Annotated in this window: 22 protein-coding genes and 2 tRNA genes; 8 read left to right on the top strand and 16 right to left on the bottom strand. The window is 38.8% G+C overall.

What is annotated here, in order from left to right; all coding sequences use genetic code 11:
• Positions 1 to 36: 36 nt before the first annotated feature.
• The 10 genes from EP58_RS06315 to EP58_RS06275 all read right to left on the bottom strand — a co-directional run bounded on the left by EP58_RS06315 (position 37) and on the right by EP58_RS06275 (position 6243).
• Positions 37 to 426, bottom strand: coding sequence for a hypothetical protein (locus tag EP58_RS06315; protein ID WP_052171367.1), 390 nt, complete (start codon positions 424 to 426; stop codon positions 37 to 39).
• A gap of 10 nt (positions 427 to 436) precedes the next feature.
• A complete protein-coding gene (locus EP58_RS06310) occupies positions 437 to 1192 on the bottom strand; it encodes a putative HNHc nuclease (RefSeq protein ID WP_052171366.1) in 756 nt (251 codons plus the stop codon).
• Complete coding sequence (locus EP58_RS06305; protein ID WP_036091330.1) at positions 1192 to 1704, bottom strand: hypothetical protein; 513 nt, start codon at positions 1702 to 1704, stop codon at positions 1192 to 1194. The genes EP58_RS06310 and EP58_RS06305 overlap by 1 nt, the downstream gene beginning before the upstream one ends.
• Before the next feature lie 8 nt (positions 1705 to 1712).
• Positions 1713 to 1868: a DUF6906 family protein gene (locus tag EP58_RS17875; RefSeq protein ID WP_420912087.1), complete on the bottom strand. Its 156-nt coding sequence runs from the start codon at positions 1866 to 1868 to the stop codon at positions 1713 to 1715.
• Positions 1843 to 2061, bottom strand: a complete 219-nt coding sequence (locus EP58_RS06300; RefSeq protein ID WP_036091328.1) for a hypothetical protein — start codon at positions 2059 to 2061, stop codon at positions 1843 to 1845. The genes EP58_RS17875 and EP58_RS06300 overlap by 26 nt, the downstream gene beginning before the upstream one ends.
• Entirely contained in the window at positions 2061 to 3374 is a 1314-nt protein-coding gene (locus EP58_RS06295; protein ID WP_036091327.1) for a replicative DNA helicase, read from the bottom strand. Before EP58_RS06295 ends, EP58_RS06300 begins: the two co-directional genes overlap by 1 nt.
• Positions 3375 to 3376: 2 nt before the next feature.
• Positions 3377 to 3817: a hypothetical protein gene (locus EP58_RS06290; RefSeq protein WP_036091325.1), complete on the bottom strand. Its 441-nt coding sequence runs from the start codon at positions 3815 to 3817 to the stop codon at positions 3377 to 3379.
• Positions 3814 to 4623, bottom strand: coding sequence for a hypothetical protein (locus EP58_RS16940; protein ID WP_052171365.1), 810 nt, complete (start codon positions 4621 to 4623; stop codon positions 3814 to 3816). The genes EP58_RS06290 and EP58_RS16940 overlap by 4 nt, the downstream gene beginning before the upstream one ends.
• A 130-nt stretch (positions 4624 to 4753) precedes the next feature.
• Positions 4754 to 5566: a hypothetical protein gene (locus tag EP58_RS06280; RefSeq protein WP_036079613.1), complete on the bottom strand. Its 813-nt coding sequence runs from the start codon at positions 5564 to 5566 to the stop codon at positions 4754 to 4756.
• 455 nt (positions 5567 to 6021) lie between these two features.
• A complete protein-coding gene (locus EP58_RS06275; protein WP_052171364.1) occupies positions 6022 to 6243 on the bottom strand; it encodes a helix-turn-helix domain-containing protein in 222 nt (73 codons plus the stop codon).
• A 77-nt stretch (positions 6244 to 6320) separates the two neighbouring features.
• On the opposite strand from EP58_RS06275, the gene EP58_RS06270 reads away from it, so the two are divergent.
• A complete protein-coding gene (locus tag EP58_RS06270; protein ID WP_036091323.1) occupies positions 6321 to 6512 on the top strand; it encodes a hypothetical protein in 192 nt (63 codons plus the stop codon).
• Positions 6513 to 6765: 253 nt separating this feature from the next.
• A complete protein-coding gene (locus EP58_RS06265; RefSeq protein WP_036091321.1) occupies positions 6766 to 7002 on the top strand; it encodes a hypothetical protein in 237 nt (78 codons plus the stop codon).
• A 308-nt stretch (positions 7003 to 7310) separates the two neighbouring features.
• Here EP58_RS06265 and EP58_RS06260 read toward each other — a convergent pair whose 3' ends face one another.
• On the bottom strand, positions 7311 to 7529 hold the full coding sequence (locus EP58_RS06260; RefSeq protein WP_036079617.1) for a DUF739 family protein: 219 nt from the start codon (positions 7527 to 7529) through the stop codon (positions 7311 to 7313).
• Positions 7530 to 7620: 91 nt separating this feature from the next.
• Between EP58_RS06260 and EP58_RS06255 the strand changes: the two genes are divergently transcribed.
• Complete coding sequence (locus tag EP58_RS06255; RefSeq protein WP_241433139.1) at positions 7621 to 8079, top strand: helix-turn-helix domain-containing protein; 459 nt, start codon at positions 7621 to 7623, stop codon at positions 8077 to 8079.
• A 26-nt stretch (positions 8080 to 8105) separates the two neighbouring features.
• On the opposite strand, the gene EP58_RS06250 is transcribed toward EP58_RS06255, so the two are convergent.
• Positions 8106 to 8309, bottom strand: a complete 204-nt coding sequence (locus tag EP58_RS06250) for a hypothetical protein (RefSeq protein ID WP_036079619.1) — start codon at positions 8307 to 8309, stop codon at positions 8106 to 8108.
• A gap of 345 nt (positions 8310 to 8654) precedes the next feature.
• Here EP58_RS06250 and EP58_RS06245 point away from each other — a divergent pair, with 345 nt between their 5' ends.
• Together EP58_RS06245 and EP58_RS06240 are read left to right on the top strand one after the other, a co-directional pair.
• Entirely contained in the window at positions 8655 to 9569 is a 915-nt protein-coding gene (locus tag EP58_RS06245) for a helix-turn-helix domain-containing protein (protein ID WP_036091319.1), read from the top strand.
• Positions 9570 to 9628: 59 nt separating this feature from the next.
• On the top strand, positions 9629 to 10120 hold the full coding sequence (locus EP58_RS06240) for a hypothetical protein (RefSeq protein ID WP_036091317.1): 492 nt from the start codon (positions 9629 to 9631) through the stop codon (positions 10118 to 10120).
• 281 nt (positions 10121 to 10401) lie between these two features.
• Here EP58_RS06240 and EP58_RS06235 read toward each other — a convergent pair whose 3' ends face one another.
• Positions 10402 to 11091, bottom strand: coding sequence for a hypothetical protein (locus EP58_RS06235; protein WP_036091315.1), 690 nt, complete (start codon positions 11089 to 11091; stop codon positions 10402 to 10404).
• Between the two features lie 211 nt (positions 11092 to 11302).
• Here EP58_RS06235 and EP58_RS06230 point away from each other — a divergent pair, with 211 nt between their 5' ends.
• Positions 11303 to 12358, top strand: a complete 1056-nt coding sequence (locus EP58_RS06230; RefSeq protein WP_159106214.1) for a tyrosine-type recombinase/integrase — start codon at positions 11303 to 11305, stop codon at positions 12356 to 12358.
• 92 nt (positions 12359 to 12450) lie between these two features.
• Here EP58_RS06230 and EP58_RS06225 read toward each other — a convergent pair.
• The 3 genes from EP58_RS06225 to EP58_RS06215 all read right to left on the bottom strand — a co-directional run bounded on the left by EP58_RS06225 (position 12451) and on the right by EP58_RS06215 (position 15363).
• Positions 12451 to 12534: transfer RNA gene (locus EP58_RS06225), tRNA-Leu, on the bottom strand.
• 328 nt (positions 12535 to 12862) lie between these two features.
• A tRNA-Glu gene (locus EP58_RS06220) sits at positions 12863 to 12934 on the bottom strand.
• Between the two features lie 125 nt (positions 12935 to 13059).
• Positions 13060 to 15363, bottom strand: coding sequence for a family 10 glycosylhydrolase (locus EP58_RS06215; RefSeq protein WP_052171363.1), 2304 nt, complete (start codon positions 15361 to 15363; stop codon positions 13060 to 13062).
• Positions 15364 to 15713: 350 nt separating this feature from the next.
• Here EP58_RS06215 and EP58_RS06210 point away from each other — a divergent pair, with 350 nt between their 5' ends.
• Entirely contained in the window at positions 15714 to 17018 is a 1305-nt protein-coding gene (locus tag EP58_RS06210) for a PTS sugar transporter subunit IIC (protein WP_052165013.1), read from the top strand.
• A gap of 63 nt (positions 17019 to 17081) precedes the next feature.
• Positions 17082 to 17369 carry a hypothetical protein gene (locus tag EP58_RS06205; protein WP_036091312.1) on the top strand — a complete coding sequence of 96 codons (288 nt, stop codon included), beginning with the start codon at positions 17082 to 17084 and terminating at the stop codon, positions 17367 to 17369.
• Positions 17370 to 17384 lie beyond the last annotated feature (15 nt).

Raw genomic sequence — 17384 nt, 5'->3', positions numbered from 1 at the left:
TTTCTATCTCCCATTCTTATAATATATTTAGGTTGCTTAGGCTTTTTTCATATTGACTACGTTTTGATTTTCTGGAATTGGCTGCCCTGTATCTGTTTTCAGCTTCATATCGTCATCCGGATCTAAAAAGGTTTGTCCTTTTTGTCCAGAGAGCAATTCTTCACCTACAACTTTACCTGCATCTTCTCCAAATACAACACGGGTAGTAAGCGCCTTGGCTGGTTGCAATGTCGATTTGGCTTGAATGTCCACATTCGCCATATCACGTTCTTCATTCCCCTTGACCGTCACCGTGACTGTGATTTTTCTAGCTTTCAACGGGTCCGTATTCGGGTCATTAATGTTTTCTAACACCTTGTCCAATTCTTCGGCAAATCGTTCTTGAACTGCTCCACCTGCCATACCTGATAGATTGATTGTACTCATGTTCATCCTCCTAATTTTCGTCAATATCTATATAAAAGCCTGAAACTGGCTGTGTTTTTATGCGGCATTCTTTGAGTCCTTTTTCATTTAATTTAATGGCCCCAACCTTGTGCATGGAACTAAATTTATTCCATCCGATTTGATGTACTAAGTTGTGCATTTCTCGTGATAAGCAGATAAAACGAAATTGGGTGCTGTCTACTTTATTCCGGTTACGCCCCATACCCACCGCGTCGATATGATGCACATCTGATCCAGCTTTGCCGGTTATAGCACACTTACGATATTTCAAGCACATATACAAGAAAAACTGTATATCTTCGCCCAAAAAGCGCTCTTTTTCATGAAATGGAACATCAAACATGAAACAAAATTCAATTAAAAAATTGATAAAATCCCTTGCTGTCGTCATATCACTGCTTGCTAAGCTGTACGCTTCAATGTTTTTATATGTTGCGAAAGACGCTTTTAATGCTGTTTCAACTGATTTACGATCATCAGCAAAACTTGGACTGACTAGCCGAAGTTCTGAACTATAATTCTCGTTATAAAAATGTCTCGTTATCTCGGTCATTATCGCGAATGCTTTTCGCCTCTGATCTGCCGATATTTTTCGATTATCAAAAAATTCAACACCAACCTGTGGTGCAATTCCCGCTGTATGGCGTGATATTATCGCCGGGCTTACTTTTTCATCGATATCAAGTATTAGTCTCGTATGATTATCTGGGTAAGTGATGGATTTAATCGTTCCTACAAACTCCATCAATACTTACCGTTATAGCCGTAGTCATAGATTTTAGAGCTCAAGTTGTATTTTTCTTTAAACCGTGTGATTTGAGCATTTGTGGCACCTAATCTGGCTGCTATTTTTTTATCAGATAAACCATCCTGTTTGTATGCCAGATATTCGGCGATCGTCATGGTAAGTGGTTTTGATTCTGCCCTAAAAAGTCCTTGTTCCTTTTTCCAAAGGCTCAATGCCTTTTTGGTTATCGCCCACATTTCGCTAATTTGTGTGTCTGTCCACATTTCTTCTAAATCCAAATACTCATCAATGGTTCGTGATGAAAGGGCCGGAACTTCTTCCCCTGGTTCTGGACTGAGCTTATTTTGGACCTCATTTAAATCGTTGCCTAATTTTTTTATTTGAGCGCACAATTTACATCCCTTGACTTCACAAGATCGAAAACTTTTTGTCTTATCATGCAAATCGACTAGTTTATTGATTTCCTCAATTATCGCTTTCGCCTTTTCCCTTCGTTGTTCTCGTATCATGTCGCACCTCACTTTGGAATTTTATGTGTCCGTTTTCCCACATAGCGATGCACTAAATGCATGGCTTCACTGGTATTTTTATAGATGAACCAATTATCGGGATTTATTCCGTTCTCTTTAATAAAAATGGACTGCTTTTTATTCGGCTTCTTTCCTGATTTCATTAGCAGCGTTCTCCTTTTCTTGTTTCCAATTTTTATAGATTTGTCTAATGACGTAGTTGCCACCGCAAAAATTACAATAAGACGAATTGAGCGCTTCTCTAGTTGGTGGTATGTTTCCACATTCTGTGCATTCAAATTGCCTTGGTGCATATTTCTTCACCTTGCCAGACTTCGTAAAAATGGCTTCAATCATCACTTCGCCTCCGCCAAACGCAGCTCGAGGTTTAAGAATTTACTATGTTCCTTCACAAAAGCCAATTGAACGGTACCAATTGCCCCATTACGATTTTTAGCAACGATGACCTCAACCAATCCCTCTGCATCTGTGTCCCGATTATAATAATCATCCCTATACAGCAACATCACAACATCCGCATCTTGCTCAATACTCCCCGAATCTCGTAAATCGGATAACATGGGTCGCTTATCTTGTCGTTGTTCCACGCCACGTGATAATTGAGATAGTAAGATGATTGTTACATTATACTTTTTGCATAATAATTTTAGTCCACCGGTAAGCTTCCCGATTGATAGATCATGACGCTCTTTCTCTGGTAATTTCATTAAACCCAGGTAATCGATCACAATAACGTGTTTTGATACTTTATTACTTGCTCGAACTTCTCTTATTCGGCGCTCAATGTCACTGACACCAACACTGCTATTATCATCAATGTGAAGATCAAGACCAGATATAACGCCTTGAGCTTGAATAATATTACCCTTCACCGTGTCTAGTACATGATATGGATCATGCCAAACCTCACTTCTTACATTGCCAATGCTGCTGATCATTCGTTGTAATAGTGATTTCCTTGGCATTTCTAGGCTGAATACATCCACTTGCTTTAACCCGCCTGTTGGATTTACTTTCTTATCTGCAGCCGCATTTTTGGCGATGTTAATTGCAACATTGACCGCAAAAGCTGTTTTCCCCATCGATGGGCGACCTGCAATAATAATCAAATCAGATGCTTTCATGCCTCCGACCACATTATCTAAAGCTGGATATCCTGAACTTAGCTCACCATTTAGAGGGCCCTGGTATTCGTACATTGAGTTATAGATTTCTAGCATATCTTCGTTTTGGGTTGTTTGGTCCTTAACATCGTATGATCTTACTTCTCGTGCTTTTTCTACTAGTTCACCCATTGATTGTTCGTCTTTTGTTTCGATAAACTTTTTAGCAGCTTGCATGACGATCATTTTTTCATATTCATCTAACACTATTTTTTCGTAATACTGATAATGCGCTGCCGTTGGGCAACTCCCTGCTAAGTCCGTCATATACTTCAACGCCTCGGCATTTGTTAGTTTAGAAAACATTGTCACGGGATCAATAACGATGCCTTCATTTTTTAAAGCTTGCATCACTGTGTATAACTGTCTATTCTTAGCGTCAGTGAAGTGTTCAGGCAATAGTGCTATCGAGTGAATCAAATCTGGTTGTAAAAAAACAGCACCTAAAACCGAGGTTTCGGCTTCAATTTTCACTTGTATACTCATGCCTAAATACCTCCTTTTTCTTTGAGTTCAGCAATTTTGTTCAAGTTGTTTTGTCTTGCAATCTCTTGTTGTTCTGCATTAAGTGGCACTATTTGTCGTGATGCCTTCTTTTCTTGATAGGCTTTAATCTCTGCTTTTAAGTCATCTGGTAGTGCCGACTCTTCAAGACTAGGCATCGTTACTGCTTCTTGTTGATACTGCTTCATTTTGTCAAGATACGCCTTTGTTTTCTCAACATCTTGGTTAATAGGTATAAAAAAGTTCGCAATTGCTGGTATATATGGCTTCGTTTGGATGTATTTAAGCAACGCTGCTTTACTCCGTTTAAAATCGCCTTTAGTTAATACACTGATCCAGTTTTCTTTTTTTGTTGCATCCAACTCGAAATCTTTGTAAGTATCGTTTATTAATAGCAATAATTCGATTGCCTCTTTCCTTGTCATAAATCCTCACCTTCCTCAAGTAGTCGTCTGGTGGCTTCCTGCTTACTGGTATTACTAGTTTGCTTCTTCTCGTGTTCCTTCTTCGCCTTTAACGCCAAGCTATCAAACCTTGCCCTTAATTTCGTAGGCGATAGCACATTAGCCATTTCGAAATCATCTTGCTGAACCCAAGTCATCAACCATTTAATTTGTTTGTTTGTACGCCCATCATTCATCATTAAACGAATCGTATCGGCCCATTTTTCGAAATTAGGGGGCTTTTTCTCTGGTAAATTTTCTAAGATGCGATCAAAAAAGTAATAAGCAAGTTGTAAATGCTCCTCAGTAAATTCTATTTTCTGAGGTGTCTTTTTCTTCTTTACATTCTTTACATTCTTGTTTGTTGCCCTTTGGTTGCCCTCGGCTTGCCCTTTGATTGCCCTTTGGGTGTCGTCTTGTTTGCCCTTTTCAATATCTGACACTTGATAATCGTTGTATTTGCAAATGGTTAGACGGGTATAACTGTTTGTCGTTTCGATTGCCAAAAAATCAAGTTTTTTTAATTTATCTAATGTCGTTCTTACTTTCTTCGTTGTGACTTCTTTATCACGAGAAAACCAGTCATTTTCGATTGTTTGAACGCTCGTTATAAGCTGTCCACGCCTTACTTCGACCTTCTCACCACGTCGTTTATCAAACCAATAATTGTCGGTGTGATTCGCTCGTAAAAGTAACTCAATCATGATTATTTTTTGATGTAATGACAGACAGTTATATGTGTCACTCTCAATTATTGATCGGTGTAATTTTATCCATCCCTCCATCATGATATGGCCTCCTTCCCTTAGAATCACTAGAAAAATCCCCAAAACCTTGCGTAATTGGAGGATGTGATATACACTATAAATAAGTTATATTTGGTGTGTATCACATCCGGACTCATGTTAGCGCATGAGTCTATTTTTTTAGCGTTTCTTCTAAAGCTTTAAGCTTTCTTTTAAAGTGAAATGTCGCGTTTTTAACTTGCAACGCGCTTAATTCGCTTATGCTTGCCACTTTTTCTCTCTCCAACCTTTTCCCAAGCAAATACTCTTTAGTAGGTATTCCTATCTTCATCGATAGTTCATCAATAACATTCACAAAATCCCACTGTTCAATTCCAACAACCTCTATAAAACCCATTTTGAACTCATTTTCTACTTGGTCTATATCCAAGTCATTATGTGATCTTAGTGGCGTAAATCCAACAAATTCGGCACCTCTTGTTTCGAAATGATACCCACCCGTTTCTTCGTTAAATGTAGCTTTCCCAATTTGTGCAGATGATACTCTAATAAATACAAAATCCTTACCTTTTTCAAATGTCATAGCTGTTTTCTCCTCCTTCGAAATGTAATCAAAAAACCACAAATGCTCCACTACATCATCCAAATCCGCACATTCAACCAACCCCTTACCGTCGATTACAATACCTATACTGCCTTCTCCCGATTGTGTAAATGTAAAATTACGACGATCCAGCCAGCTATACCCTAGGCTACTAACATGCGCTTTCATCTCAGCAGAATACCCACGATATCCCCTTAAACTCCATGTACCATTTTCTAAATTGTCGATTACGTCTTGTGTTGGGAATGTTCTACTTCTTTCCATCAAGTTAATACCTGGTTTCTCAATCCACTCGATCAGATACATGCCTGCATCTTTTAGTTCGGCCCAACCTTCAATCCCTATCTTTGTCACAATGAAAAACTGCTTCCCTAATATCATTTTGTTTGCTCCTTTATTCTCTATTTTTGAAGTACCAAGCTTCAAATCCTGTTTGTTTGATTTCGTTAACAGTCTGTTTTACTGTCTCTATCATGCATACTGCAGCATAAGACACTACGATACACTCGAACACTTGGTGTAATGTCAACATGACACATCAACTACATAACCTTCCTTGATTAATCTTCTAATGTAACCCCGAATGGTCCGAGAGCCTGTTTTCTTAAGATGGCATTGGTGATAACTTTGGTTATGCTCCCCTTGATACGTTTCCATGGAAACCCAGCGTGATTTCTTGTAGATCGTGACTTTGAAGTCACATAAATGTGTTTTTTTTATGAGTACTAGCTGTTTTTCTGCCAATTTCACTCACTCCCCCGTTTTATTGTCGCCGTGGCTGATTACCACGATTGGAATAATGAACAATGTTGATAATGAAACTATCGCAAATACCGTCAATCGTTTTCCTCCTTCACTTGTGCATCTAGCCATTTTTCAAGCGCTAGTTTGCTGAATCTCCAATCTGTTCCAATCTTACGACCAGGTATAATGCCAGCTCGGGCATATCTATATAAGGAACTCATTCCAATGTCTAAAAACTCAGCTGCTTCCTCAGCTCTCAGCGCTTTTCGTGGTCTTATAACGATGACTCGTTTAGTCGCCTTAACAGCATACATATATAATCACCTCCTAATATTTGTATCTAACGCTACATCCTGTGGTATAATCACCTTAGAAAGCGAGGTGATTACATATGAAAATCAATCCAGAACAATTTGCGATTGCTGTAGTAAACTCTTCGTCCCCTTCATTGTCGGTAGAAGATAAGTTAGAGCTATACAAAAATGCTTTTACACTTGCTGACGAACAACATAAAACTACTTCTAAGCAAAAGCAAGAAGAAAATATGAAAGCTTTAGGGAGACTGTCTAAATCTATTCGCTAATCACGCTAATGAGGATTTTGGTAATCTTGCTAATTTCCTCATTTTCAAAGTTGTAATTTTCTTTTAGGTATGCATACACCCCAGTTGCGATAAACACTCGGTAAAAATCAGCAGGTGGTACTAACACTTCTTTATTTCTAAATGAAAGCTTTATATCTGACAGTTTGTTATCTTCCCTACTATTCCCCCCTGATATTTACAATTGGCACAACCGTTTGTGATATAATCATCCTATAAAGCGAGGTGATACATAATGGATTATTCAAAAATTGTATTCGTACTAGAATTAAATGATGATAGTGCTGATAACTCTACGAATAGTTATCTTGAAAAAGGATGGTTACTTATTAGTGTAGGGCCAAAACTAACTGATATTACTAACAGTCAAGCTTATTACTCGACTTCTTATGTTGTTGGAGCAACACGAGAACAATATGATGAGTATTTAAAAGATCAAAAAGGATTGCTTGACCGTTTAACAGGTATTTAACTACACATAAAGTCTTTTCAAGTAAAGCTCTTTGTCTGCCAGATAGAGGGCTTTATTTATTTTGATGTATCGCAAGCCTTCTTTATTTCATTAACTAATTTAGCTATATTTTGGTCTTCTTCTTCTTCAAGTGTATCAATAGTATCTGTCACTTGAATTTTGTTTACCCTTTAAGACCTCCTAAAAATAATGTGACTGCATACTCAGTCTGAGCTAAAATCAGACCGCTGTTTTATTAACATCCAATGTTTCCATTAAAATACCGATATGCCTTTTAAGAGTTCTGCTATAATTCAAAAATTCATGATTCATGAACTTTTGGGGTAAAAAAAATATTTAGCTACAAACGATATATCTACCTCAAGAAGCTGCATCGCTTTCGACATTTCCTCATCTTTCCAAGGAACTCTGCCATTTAGCTTTAATGAAATGCTCCGCTCGGAAAGCCCCATAGCCGTTGCAAAGTTATATTGCGTACCAAACTTCTCAATGATTTCCCCCGATAAAACAGAGTAATCGTAACTCATTTTAACACCCCTTCCTGTTCACGTATTGTGAACTTTATATTTCAAGAATATCATCAAAGATGAACTGAGTCAACAAAAAAGTTCACGCAATATGAATTTTTATATTGAACTTTTATTCAATATGGCATATAATAATTTTAAAGGCGGTGTAACAATGAAAGCTACTAACACTTCTCAGAGACTAAAAGAAATAATGAGAGAGCGTGGTTTAAAGCAAGTTGACATACTGAGGAAATCATTACCTTACCAAAATGAATTAGATATTAAGATGAGTAAAAGTACTTTGTCACAATACGTGACTGGGGTACAATCACCTGATCAAGATAGGATATTTTTGCTATCCAAAACCCTCGGCGTAAGCGAACCTTGGCTAATGGGATATGATGTACCACGAGAACGGATTCCAGATGAAGAACGAAATGACAGTCCGAATAAAACATACTCTACATCAACTAGGGAAATCGCTAACTATATTGAAGAAAACCCTGACTTCGCAGAATCAATAAGACAACTGATACAATCAATAGAAAATCAAAAATCTGATAAATAAAAAACCGCCCATAAGGGCGGTAGTACTCAAATATTATTTATATTAGTTAATTTGGATAGAAGCTCACCATTCAATAAATAAAATGTTTTAAAAGCTTCCTTTTCCGTATACCCAGCTTCTAATAATTCATCTAAACTATCTCTATCTTCATCGATCAATGCTATTACATTTTGATAATGCCCTTTGTTACTCTTTGCATGTTCTAACAGTAATTTATATTTTTGCCCCATCCAACTTCACTCCTGTAAGACTATAATTTTAATCATCCATTACCCACATATCTCTTTAATTTTTTATATTTTATGGTAGACTGGTTGTGTGTTCGAAGTCTATCTTTCTTTACACAATCTGTCGGGATTGGGAAAGTATAGCCTTCGTTCTTTTTAGTGCGCTTACATTATCCTCCGACGTTGATGTGAATAAGTGGTGCAATGACAACCACTACAGCGACAAAGAAATTAATAACTTTAACTTTTTTCATTATGTAACACCTCCTTACTATTAGTAATAGTATACTATGAATTCCCAGAAATACAAAAAAAATATTCTAATCCGAATAAAAAGGAGGTTTTTTTGTGAAAACATTTGGTGAGACAATTCGGGAAATCCGAATAAATAAAAATATTAAGCAAAAAAATATGTCTAGTGTTAGACAAAGCTCTCTAGCAAATATCGAAAGGGGGCGAATACCTTCTGTTGAGATATTTATGGATATCTTACAAGAACTTGATATTAATGTCCTTGAATTTTTCTATATTCAGAATGATTTTAAACTCGTAGAACGAGACCATCTATTCAAGCTATTTCGTGAACAAAAACAATCATTAAATGAGCCTTTTCTGCTTAGTTTAATCGCAAAATATGATGAATATTTATCACGAGCCAATGATCCTTTTGCTGAATCCTTAAGACATGTTCTCAGTATCTCTGTAGAAATCAATAGAAAACAAACTTTTGATATTGAAAGCCAAGAGGCCAAAGACATTTGGGAACGGATAGCAATGCAAGAGGTTTGGTACCACAATGATATATACCTTATTACAAAGATTTTCTATACATTCCCTGTCGATCATGCAGAAAAAGTAATTGTTAGAGCAACCGAAGAGCTAAAAAAATATGATAATTATCCTCAGATCCATCTGTTCAAGATTTCATTTCTTCTAAATTGCGCCAGACACTATATTTTAGGTGGAGTACCTTTAAGAAGTAAGCCACATTTAATTGAAGCCGAAAAGCTCGCACGACTGCATCAAGTAGAAATTTCACGAGTTACCGCCCATCACCTACTTGCATATTCTGAATTCCTCGAAGGGTATCATGAAGAGGCTCAACAAAGAGTTAATCGAACAACCAAAGTTTTGCATGCTTTAGAGGCTCTGAACGAATTTACTCCCCTTGACGAAGATGCACTGAACTATAACAAGATAGCAGCAGATCATTCTAAAGAGTGGAACAAGTTTTTAGCTCAGCAAAATAGCCTTGATGTATGATATTGGAAACTATATAATAGAATGGAGTTTAAATTATATTATATAAAGGGGAGTTTTATTTGAAAAAGGGATTGATATTATCCATTCTTTTAATACCAGCACTTGTATTATTCGCTTGTGGAAATGATTCGAAAACATATGCAGGTGTCGAGTTAAGTACTTCAGATTATTCAAATGTAACCAAATTCGAAGAAGAAGCTAGGAATCTATATTCATTATTAGACACATTCAGTATTGAAAAAGATGATGTGGACAGTGTAAATAAGATTGTGGATTCTGCTTCTGAGCTACAAGGAACCTTAGGCAAAGGAATGTCCAAAGACGAAAAAAAAGAAAGTAACTTACTCTTTTATACAAATGTATCAGTGGCGTCCATACCAAAGAACGCTGTAAAATACTCCCGGGAAATAAGTAATACAGAATATCAGCTAATAAATAGCAGCATCAAGGAGGTAATCCAAAGGGAGGCAAAAAAAGTAACAGATAACCAAAACGATGCTGATAAAATCAATGATTATTTAATCGAAAAAATTGGCATCACAGAAGATTAAAATATATCGTAGAATATTTATAACCGGTCCTAACCCTAAATAAATAGAACGCCCCCCGCCAAGAGTGCGTTCCCATAAATACCTCTAACTCAGGGCTATTTATTATACCCATTTTATCATAGAAAGGAGGATATTAAAAATGACAAATACATCTAATAATAAGCCAACACCTTCACATCGAACACCATCTGAATTTCGTGAAGATGTTGCACCTAAGTCAGTAACCCCTGGCATGTTTCCACCACCACCGCCACAAAAACCTAGCACTACACAGAAATAATTTATTCGGATAGAGGTTGTTCTTTCATTTTTATAACATGGATAATAATTTTCTTTTCAACATCTACATACTTTTGATAAGAAACTGTACTATTATTGTATTCTATATATGCTAATAACTTATCAGTAGTATCAATATATGTTAATTGCGGATCCATTTGTCCAAGTAAAAAATGAAGCGGTTCATACTCTGATTCTGTTACTTCTATTACTGGACCTGAGGTAGTTAATCTGCCAGTACTCATATCTTCAATGAAAATAATTTTCGGGCAATCATCTGTAAGTGCTGTTTTATATCCTGAATACTTAGAGTTGGTTGCTCGACCATTTATTTTCAAATAAACATTGATCAAATAATAAATTAATTTTTTAATCCCACCATAAAATAACACTAGGATAAAACTAATAACTAAAGAACCAATGACGGTTAGAAACAACAAAGATACACTATCAATTTTCGGTACTAATTCTGATAATGTGGACACATTGAAATAGTAACAGAGAATTACAATTGGTATAAATGTGTTTACGATCGAAAGAATAACAAGGAGTATTTTTTTATTATCAGCTTTATGAGGATTATCTGTAATAATTCCTACTTTATCCATTAACCAAAAGCTAAAAAAGCCTGGCATTCCAAGTGTTATCAAAGTCATTGCTATTGTTACAAATTGTGAAATTATTTTATCCATCTAGCTCACCCACCAAATTAGATTGATTAGAGTTTGATTATAACACATTAATCTACGTTGAGCATCAGATACAAAAAACCAATGCTAAATTAAGATTACTCAAAAGGAGGAGTTTTATATGTTCGGATCTATAGAAAAGCGAGGAAACGGATTCCGTATGCGGGTCACCGTTGGTTATAACGAAGTTGGGAACCCGATAAGGCGATCCAAGATGGCAAAATCAACAAACAAAACCGATGCAAAAAAAGAGTTAGCTCTATTTATCGCTGACCTTGAGGCAGATGACTACACTGAAACAACAAACGTTACATTTTCGGCGTTCAGTGAGGACTTTTTAAAACAACATGTTAACAAAAACTTATCCCCTACTACACAAGAACTATATTCATCACTTCTAACACGCACTATTTTGCCCCAATTGGGCGGTTCTAAGCTTGTAAAAATAAAAACGATGCATATACTCGCATTTATGGATAAGTTGGAACAAGACGGTCTGTCTGTCTATACAATCAAAAATACAATGGGTGTTCTACGTTCATTATTCACTTGTGCTGTAAAATGGAATGTATTAAAATCTAACCCCTGTAATGGTGTGCAAGTCAAAAAGCCCCCTAAGAAAGTACAAAAGGTTTACGACCAAAAAGCTTTAGAGAAACTGTTTGATGCATTAAAAAAGGAAAATTTAGAATGGCAGCTACTTATCAGCATCGCAATTATGACTGGTGCACGCCAAGGAGAAATTGCTGGATTAGAATGGAAACATATCGATACTAAGAAACGAACAATATTATTTGAGCAAACGATTGTTGAGCAGCCAGGTATTGGAGTAACCATCAAAAAAGAACTAAAAAACGGTAAGGATAAAATAGTTTCATATCCCGAATCACTAAAAAGTTTAATTGCTCGCTTCAAGGCACAAAAATTTAAAGATCGTGATATGACCTCTGACGAGATAGTTTGGCCTGAACATTCGTTCATATTTTCAAACCGTAACGGAAAACCAAAACGGCCAGATTCAATTGGGCATCGCTGGACTGCTTTTGTTAAGAATCACGAATTAGACCATATACGATTCCACGATTTAAGGCATACATCAGCAACACTTTTAATAGCTAACGGAGTTCATGCGAAAATCATTCAAGAAAGACTTGGACATGCTGATATCGGAACAACAATGAATGTATACGGTCATGTATTTAGAGAAGCCGATCAAACAGCTGCAGAAACATTTGGAGGGTTACTTGATGCTAAAAAAAGAAAATCTTAAATCCTGCCCCATTTCTGCCCCATTTGCCAAAAACGGCGAAAAAAAGGATTCCAAAGATCTGAACCATCTTTGAAACCCATTGATACTACTTATGCGGCCGAGAGGACTTGAACCTCCACGGGTTTTACCCCACTAGGCCCTCAACCTAGCGCGTCTGCCGATTCCGCCACGACCGCTCTATCAACACTAATTAATATTATATTATTGGAACCCCACCATGTCAATGATTATCTCAAAAAACATGAATATTTATTCAAAACCGACACTCACACCACAAAACCAGCACAATCAAATACAAAAAAAACGCCCAACCCATCTCTTTTCTTTTTCAGGTAGGACGAAATCTCCGCTTTACACAAATCGAGCGAAAACGTTTGCATTCCGCCAGTTTTGTGGAAGCCGGAAGCGGAATGTACTTACGTACATGAGAACCGGAAGTCCACGAAACTGGTGGAATGCGAACGCTTGCCGCCGATTCCTTTGCGTATACACAAAATAATGCTATGACCCGTACGGGATTCGAACCCGTGTTACCGCCGTGAAAGGGCGGTGTCTTAACCGCTTGACCAACGGGCCGTGACGCGTAGCTCTAAAGCCAACTTTTTTATTATAGCATACTCCCCAAAACTTGCAATACTTATTTCAAAATTCTCAAAAAAAAGTCTCTGCTTATTTCTAAACAGAGACGCTAATCTTTCTTCCTAGGCTTGTCTTCTTTTCCAACGTATCAGTAGTAGCACACCTGCCATGCTAACTACCAATCCCAACACAATAGCTAAATCCATCGACTTGTCACCGGTTGTTGGCAACATGCCTTTATCTGTACTCGTTTCATCGGGACTCTTCGCTACTTTTTCCACAGATGGTGCTTTTTCTGGCTGGTTTGGCACGATTTCTTTCTCTGGCGGTATCACGATTGTTCCATCTGGTTTTGGTGTTGGATCTGGCGTTGGTTTCGGTTCGGGTTTTGGTGTCGGCTCTGGATTAGGTTCTGTTGGCACGACTTCCTCTGGGTCTTTCGTATAGCTCACAATGACCGTCTGCGCTTGATCTGTGAACGTTCCGGTTGTTTGCGATGCTTTTTGTGTGTAGCCTGCAATCGCTTTTATTTCCGCTGCAAAATTTTCACCGACGTTTCCTTTTAGAATTTCTGGTGACGCGATTTCTCCACCATTTTCATCTTGGTATAAAACGGTCACATCAGCGCCAGGGATTTGAGCGATAACTGGTGCGGATTCATTGCTGGCAGCGTCAAGTGCGGTCACGACATAGGTGCCGGATTCGCTAATTGGATAGCTGAATTCGGATGCGTCGCCGCGCCAAATTTTGGTGACGATGTTGGCTGGGTTGGCAGTGATTTCTGCGGCTGTTCCTGTGCCTTTATAAACGACATAGTAGCGCGCGGAATTGGTGGTTGTGTCTGACCAAGTGAGGGCGTCCGCGGTTTGCTTGACTTCCACCGGTGCGGCAATCGCTTGGTGCGCCAGCCATGGTTTACTCGGTGTTAGAGAAGGTATCGCGAAATAGGTCTCTTTTAAAAGATCAATCGCGTCGTTTTTTGCTTGGTTTGTTGGGGTTGCGATATCGCTTTTTTTGATGTCATTATAGCTGAACAGAACGCTTCCGGAAACTTGGTCTAGTAGCTGATTGAAACGCATCTGATTCGGAATTTCGGCTGGGTTCATCCACGCAGCTTCCCAACCGCCGTTTCCGACGTGTTTATAGTTCGCATGCCCAACGTAAATCTGTACGTGCGTCCCTTCTGCGGCCTTGTTCCACCATCTCGCTAAATCGCCATAAGGTGCGGCTGCTTGGTCAAAACTCCAGTAAATTTGCGGGGTCATATAGTCCACTTTCTCGTCTTTAATCCACTGATAGGTGTCCGCGAAAATGCTTTGTGAATAGGACTGCGAGGAACCTGTCGGCGTGTTGGAACCGAGCGGATTATTCGCTTTGTGCTCCCAAATGCCAAATGGACTGATCCCGAATTGAACGGCGGTTTTCTTAGCATGGTTGCTCGTGTCGATGGTATTTTTCACCTTATCAACGAGCGTCGTAATATTATCGCGGCGCCAATCATCAATCCCTGCTTTTGTGTTCGGATAACCGGCCGGAATGCCGTATTTGGCAAAGGTTGCCGCGTCCTCATCTTTATCGCCGAACAGCACATTTTTTCCATCTACTGTGATGCGATATGGGTAAAAATAATCATCGAAATGAATCGCATCGACATCATAATTAGTTACGACTTCCTCGATGGTTGCGGCTACATGATCTTGCACTTCCGGAATGCCAGGATTGAGAAATAGCTTTTCGTCAAAACGCAGCACGCTCTCCGGATGCAAAACAGCGTAATTCGTATCTGCTAACAGTCCCGCCTTGTTCCATGCTACGATTTGCTCTGGAACCGTCATCGCAAGCGCTTCCTCTTTGGTCGCGCCGATTTTAGTCAAAACGCTTTGTGTCGTCAGCTTCGTATTCGTCACGCGATATGGATTAAACCAAGCGTGATATTCCATGCTGCGTTTGTGTGTTTCCTCGACCATGATTGCGAGCGGGTCATATCCTGGATCTGCGCCCTGCACACCACTTGCGATGAACTCTGACCATGGATTTATTTTAGATGGATAGTACGCGTCAAGGAGTGGCCGAACTTGGAAAATAACCGCGTTCATATTCCACGTTTCAAAATCATCCAACACCGTTTTATATTGTGCACGGAAAGCCGATTCTGATGCCACTTTTGCGAAGTTCAGATTGGCAATCGTCGCAACCCAGGAACTCTTGAATTGTTCCTTATCTTGCGTGTAAGTCGTTGGAATCTGGACTTGCTCGCTGGAACCGTTATAGTAGAAAACTGGTGTGTTGGCGTCATAGCCATAGGTCCCATCCGCTTTTTTGATGAATTTTGTCAGTCCCTCTGTTGTCTCATCCGCCTGTACTGCAACGGAGAAAACGGATACACTTAATATAAGTATGAATAACATTGATGCCCACTTTTTCATTCTTCATCCCCCTTTTTAATATCGCCAAATTTTATAATATTTTCCAGATGACGATTACGGGTTCAATATATCATCTTCACACATGGATTTCAACTTATTTTTTAGAAAAATTAATTATATTCAGCTTTTACACACTGCAAAAAAAAGCCGCCAGACCTCTGATAGCAAGTTATTTCATGTTTCAAACCAACTGAAATAAATTTTTAAATATTTTTTGCAAGCGTTGACATTTTATTTCAAATGAACTAGAATACACCTTGAGAACTATTTTATGCTAAAAGGAGGTTTTTCATCACCATTTTCACAGCAGAGCTAATACATAACTAACTAAATAAAAAGGGAGAATCATTATGCAAGCATTTATGAATTTTTTAGAGAAGTATTTGTCGATTCCAATGGCAAAATTGTCTGAACAGCGACATCTACGCGCGATTCGTGATGGTGTTGTTTCGTCGCTACCGTTTATCATTGTTGGTAGTATGTTTTTAATCGTTGCTTTTCCACCGGTGCCTGAGAGTACGGCGCTTTATCAATGGGCCCAGGAGCACGCTTTTGAAATTTTAATTCCTTATAGGATGACGATGTTTATCATGTCCCTCTATATCACTTTTGGAATCGGTTACAATTTAGCGAAGAGCTACAAACTTGATCCACTATCTGGCGGACAAATTGCTGTTGCTTCGTTTCTACTTACCTTGACGCCTATCGCACTTGATAAAGTCGGTTTTGTTCTACCAATGGCAAACTTAGGCGGTCACGGATTATTTATGGCAATGATTGTTTCAATTTTTTCTGTTGAAGTGATGCGCTTCTGTAAAACGCGTAATATTACAATCAAAATGCCAGAACAAGTTCCACCTAGCGTAGCAAGATCGTTTGAAGCACTTATTCCCGTAGCTTTTGTTGTTGTATTTATGACACTAATCACGGTTGTCCTTGGCATCGACCTGCATTCACTCGTCGACCAAGCCGTTTCACCTATTGTAAAAGCTGGCGATACCTTATTCGGTGTCCTCTTACCAGTATTTTTAATTGGGTTCTTCTGGTCCTTTGGTATTCACGGAATTTCCGTTATTGGAGCCGTTGCAAGACCTCTTTGGGAGAAATATTTGGGCGCCAATGCGGAAGCTGTCGCGGCTGGTAATCCACTTCCTCACGTTGCTCCTGAGACGTTTTTCCAATGGTTCGTATGGATTGGCGGTTCTGGCGCGACACTCGGTTTAGTCCTTGCCATGCTGTTCTTTGCCAAATCGAGTTATTTGAAAGCGCTTGGCAAAACAACACTGGTTCCGAGTCTTTTCAATATCAATGAGCCCGTTATCTTCGGGACGCCGATTGTACTCAATCCGATGTTGATTATTCCGTTTATCTTCATTCCGCTTATCACAACAACGATCGCCTATTTCGCGACTACGCTTGGTTTCATTTCACCAACCTATGTCATGGCGCCGTGGACTTTACCCGCCCCGATTGGAGCATATCTGTCTACAGGTGGCGACTGGCGAGCCATCGTTCTCGTCCTCGTCAATATCGCGATATCGTTTGTCATCTACATCCCATTCTTCAAAATGTATGATCAAAAACTACTGGATGAAGAGCAAGCACAGGCAGATGAAAATAAAGAAACGCACAGCAATGAGCCGAATTTGGCTTAACACGAAACACAAGGAGGGGCAGCATCGTTGTCCCTCTTCATTTAAAAAGGAGGTTTTACCCGCATGGAAACGAATAGTAAATGGATCAAGTTTAACTATAAAAGCGCGATTATCTTTTTCGCAATCACGATTCTAGCCAATCTTATTTTCCTTCCTGTACTTACCGGCCTTGGCGTCTCTAAGGCTCTCGCTTTGTTCCTACTTACGAGCCTTGGTAGTAGCGCTGGGCTATCTTATATTTTACTCGCGAAACACGGTTTTTATAAATCCAAGAAACAGGCGGCGATTTTTACAACGGTCGTTACGCTGGTCTGCACGGCGAGTTGTTACTTTTTAATGTATCTGAGCTAAAATGAGGAGGTTCAA

This window comes from Paenilisteria newyorkensis (assembly GCF_000766145.1).
Classification (GTDB): domain Bacteria; phylum Bacillota; class Bacilli; order Lactobacillales; family Listeriaceae; genus Listeria_A; species Listeria_A newyorkensis.
The sequence above is the reverse complement of the archived record's forward strand: the minus strand, read 5'-3'. Positions and strand labels throughout refer to the sequence as shown.

What these genes read in the sequence shown, in the direction of transcription:
- EP58_RS06315 (WP_052171367.1), bottom strand. Translation starts at nt 426, where the DNA reads ATGAGTACAATCAATCTATCAGGTATGGCAGGTGGAGCAGTTCAAGAA.
- EP58_RS06310 (WP_052171366.1), bottom strand. Translation starts at nt 1,192, where the DNA reads ATGGAGTTTGTAGGAACGATTAAATCCATCACTTACCCAGATAATCAT.
- EP58_RS06305 (WP_036091330.1), bottom strand. Translation starts at nt 1,704, where the DNA reads ATGATACGAGAACAACGAAGGGAAAAGGCGAAAGCGATAATTGAGGAA.
- EP58_RS17875 (WP_420912087.1), bottom strand. Translation starts at nt 1,868, where the DNA reads ATGAAATCAGGAAAGAAGCCGAATAAAAAGCAGTCCATTTTTATTAAA.
- EP58_RS06300 (WP_036091328.1), bottom strand. Translation starts at nt 2,061, where the DNA reads ATGATTGAAGCCATTTTTACGAAGTCTGGCAAGGTGAAGAAATATGCA.
- EP58_RS06295 (WP_036091327.1), bottom strand. Translation starts at nt 3,374, where the DNA reads ATGAGTATACAAGTGAAAATTGAAGCCGAAACCTCGGTTTTAGGTGCT.
- EP58_RS06290 (WP_036091325.1), bottom strand. Translation starts at nt 3,817, where the DNA reads ATGACAAGGAAAGAGGCAATCGAATTATTGCTATTAATAAACGATACT.
- EP58_RS16940 (WP_052171365.1), bottom strand. Translation starts at nt 4,623, where the DNA reads ATGATGGAGGGATGGATAAAATTACACCGATCAATAATTGAGAGTGAC.
- EP58_RS06280 (WP_036079613.1), bottom strand. Translation starts at nt 5,566, where the DNA reads ATGATATTAGGGAAGCAGTTTTTCATTGTGACAAAGATAGGGATTGAA.
- EP58_RS06275 (WP_052171364.1), bottom strand. Translation starts at nt 6,243, where the DNA reads ATGTATGCTGTTAAGGCGACTAAACGAGTCATCGTTATAAGACCACGA.
- EP58_RS06270 (WP_036091323.1), top strand. Translation starts at nt 6,321, where the DNA reads ATGAAAATCAATCCAGAACAATTTGCGATTGCTGTAGTAAACTCTTCG.
- EP58_RS06265 (WP_036091321.1), top strand. Translation starts at nt 6,766, where the DNA reads ATGGATTATTCAAAAATTGTATTCGTACTAGAATTAAATGATGATAGT.
- EP58_RS06260 (WP_036079617.1), bottom strand. Translation starts at nt 7,529, where the DNA reads ATGAGTTACGATTACTCTGTTTTATCGGGGGAAATCATTGAGAAGTTT.
- EP58_RS06255 (WP_241433139.1), top strand. Translation starts at nt 7,621, where the DNA reads ATGAATTTTTATATTGAACTTTTATTCAATATGGCATATAATAATTTT.
- EP58_RS06250 (WP_036079619.1), bottom strand. Translation starts at nt 8,309, where the DNA reads ATGGGGCAAAAATATAAATTACTGTTAGAACATGCAAAGAGTAACAAA.
- EP58_RS06235 (WP_036091315.1), bottom strand. Translation starts at nt 11,091, where the DNA reads ATGGATAAAATAATTTCACAATTTGTAACAATAGCAATGACTTTGATA.
- EP58_RS06230 (WP_159106214.1), top strand. Translation starts at nt 11,303, where the DNA reads ATGGCAAAATCAACAAACAAAACCGATGCAAAAAAAGAGTTAGCTCTA.
- EP58_RS06215 (WP_052171363.1), bottom strand. Translation starts at nt 15,363, where the DNA reads ATGAAAAAGTGGGCATCAATGTTATTCATACTTATATTAAGTGTATCC.
- EP58_RS06210 (WP_052165013.1), top strand. Translation starts at nt 15,714, where the DNA reads ATGCAAGCATTTATGAATTTTTTAGAGAAGTATTTGTCGATTCCAATG.
- EP58_RS06205 (WP_036091312.1), top strand. Translation starts at nt 17,082, where the DNA reads ATGGAAACGAATAGTAAATGGATCAAGTTTAACTATAAAAGCGCGATT.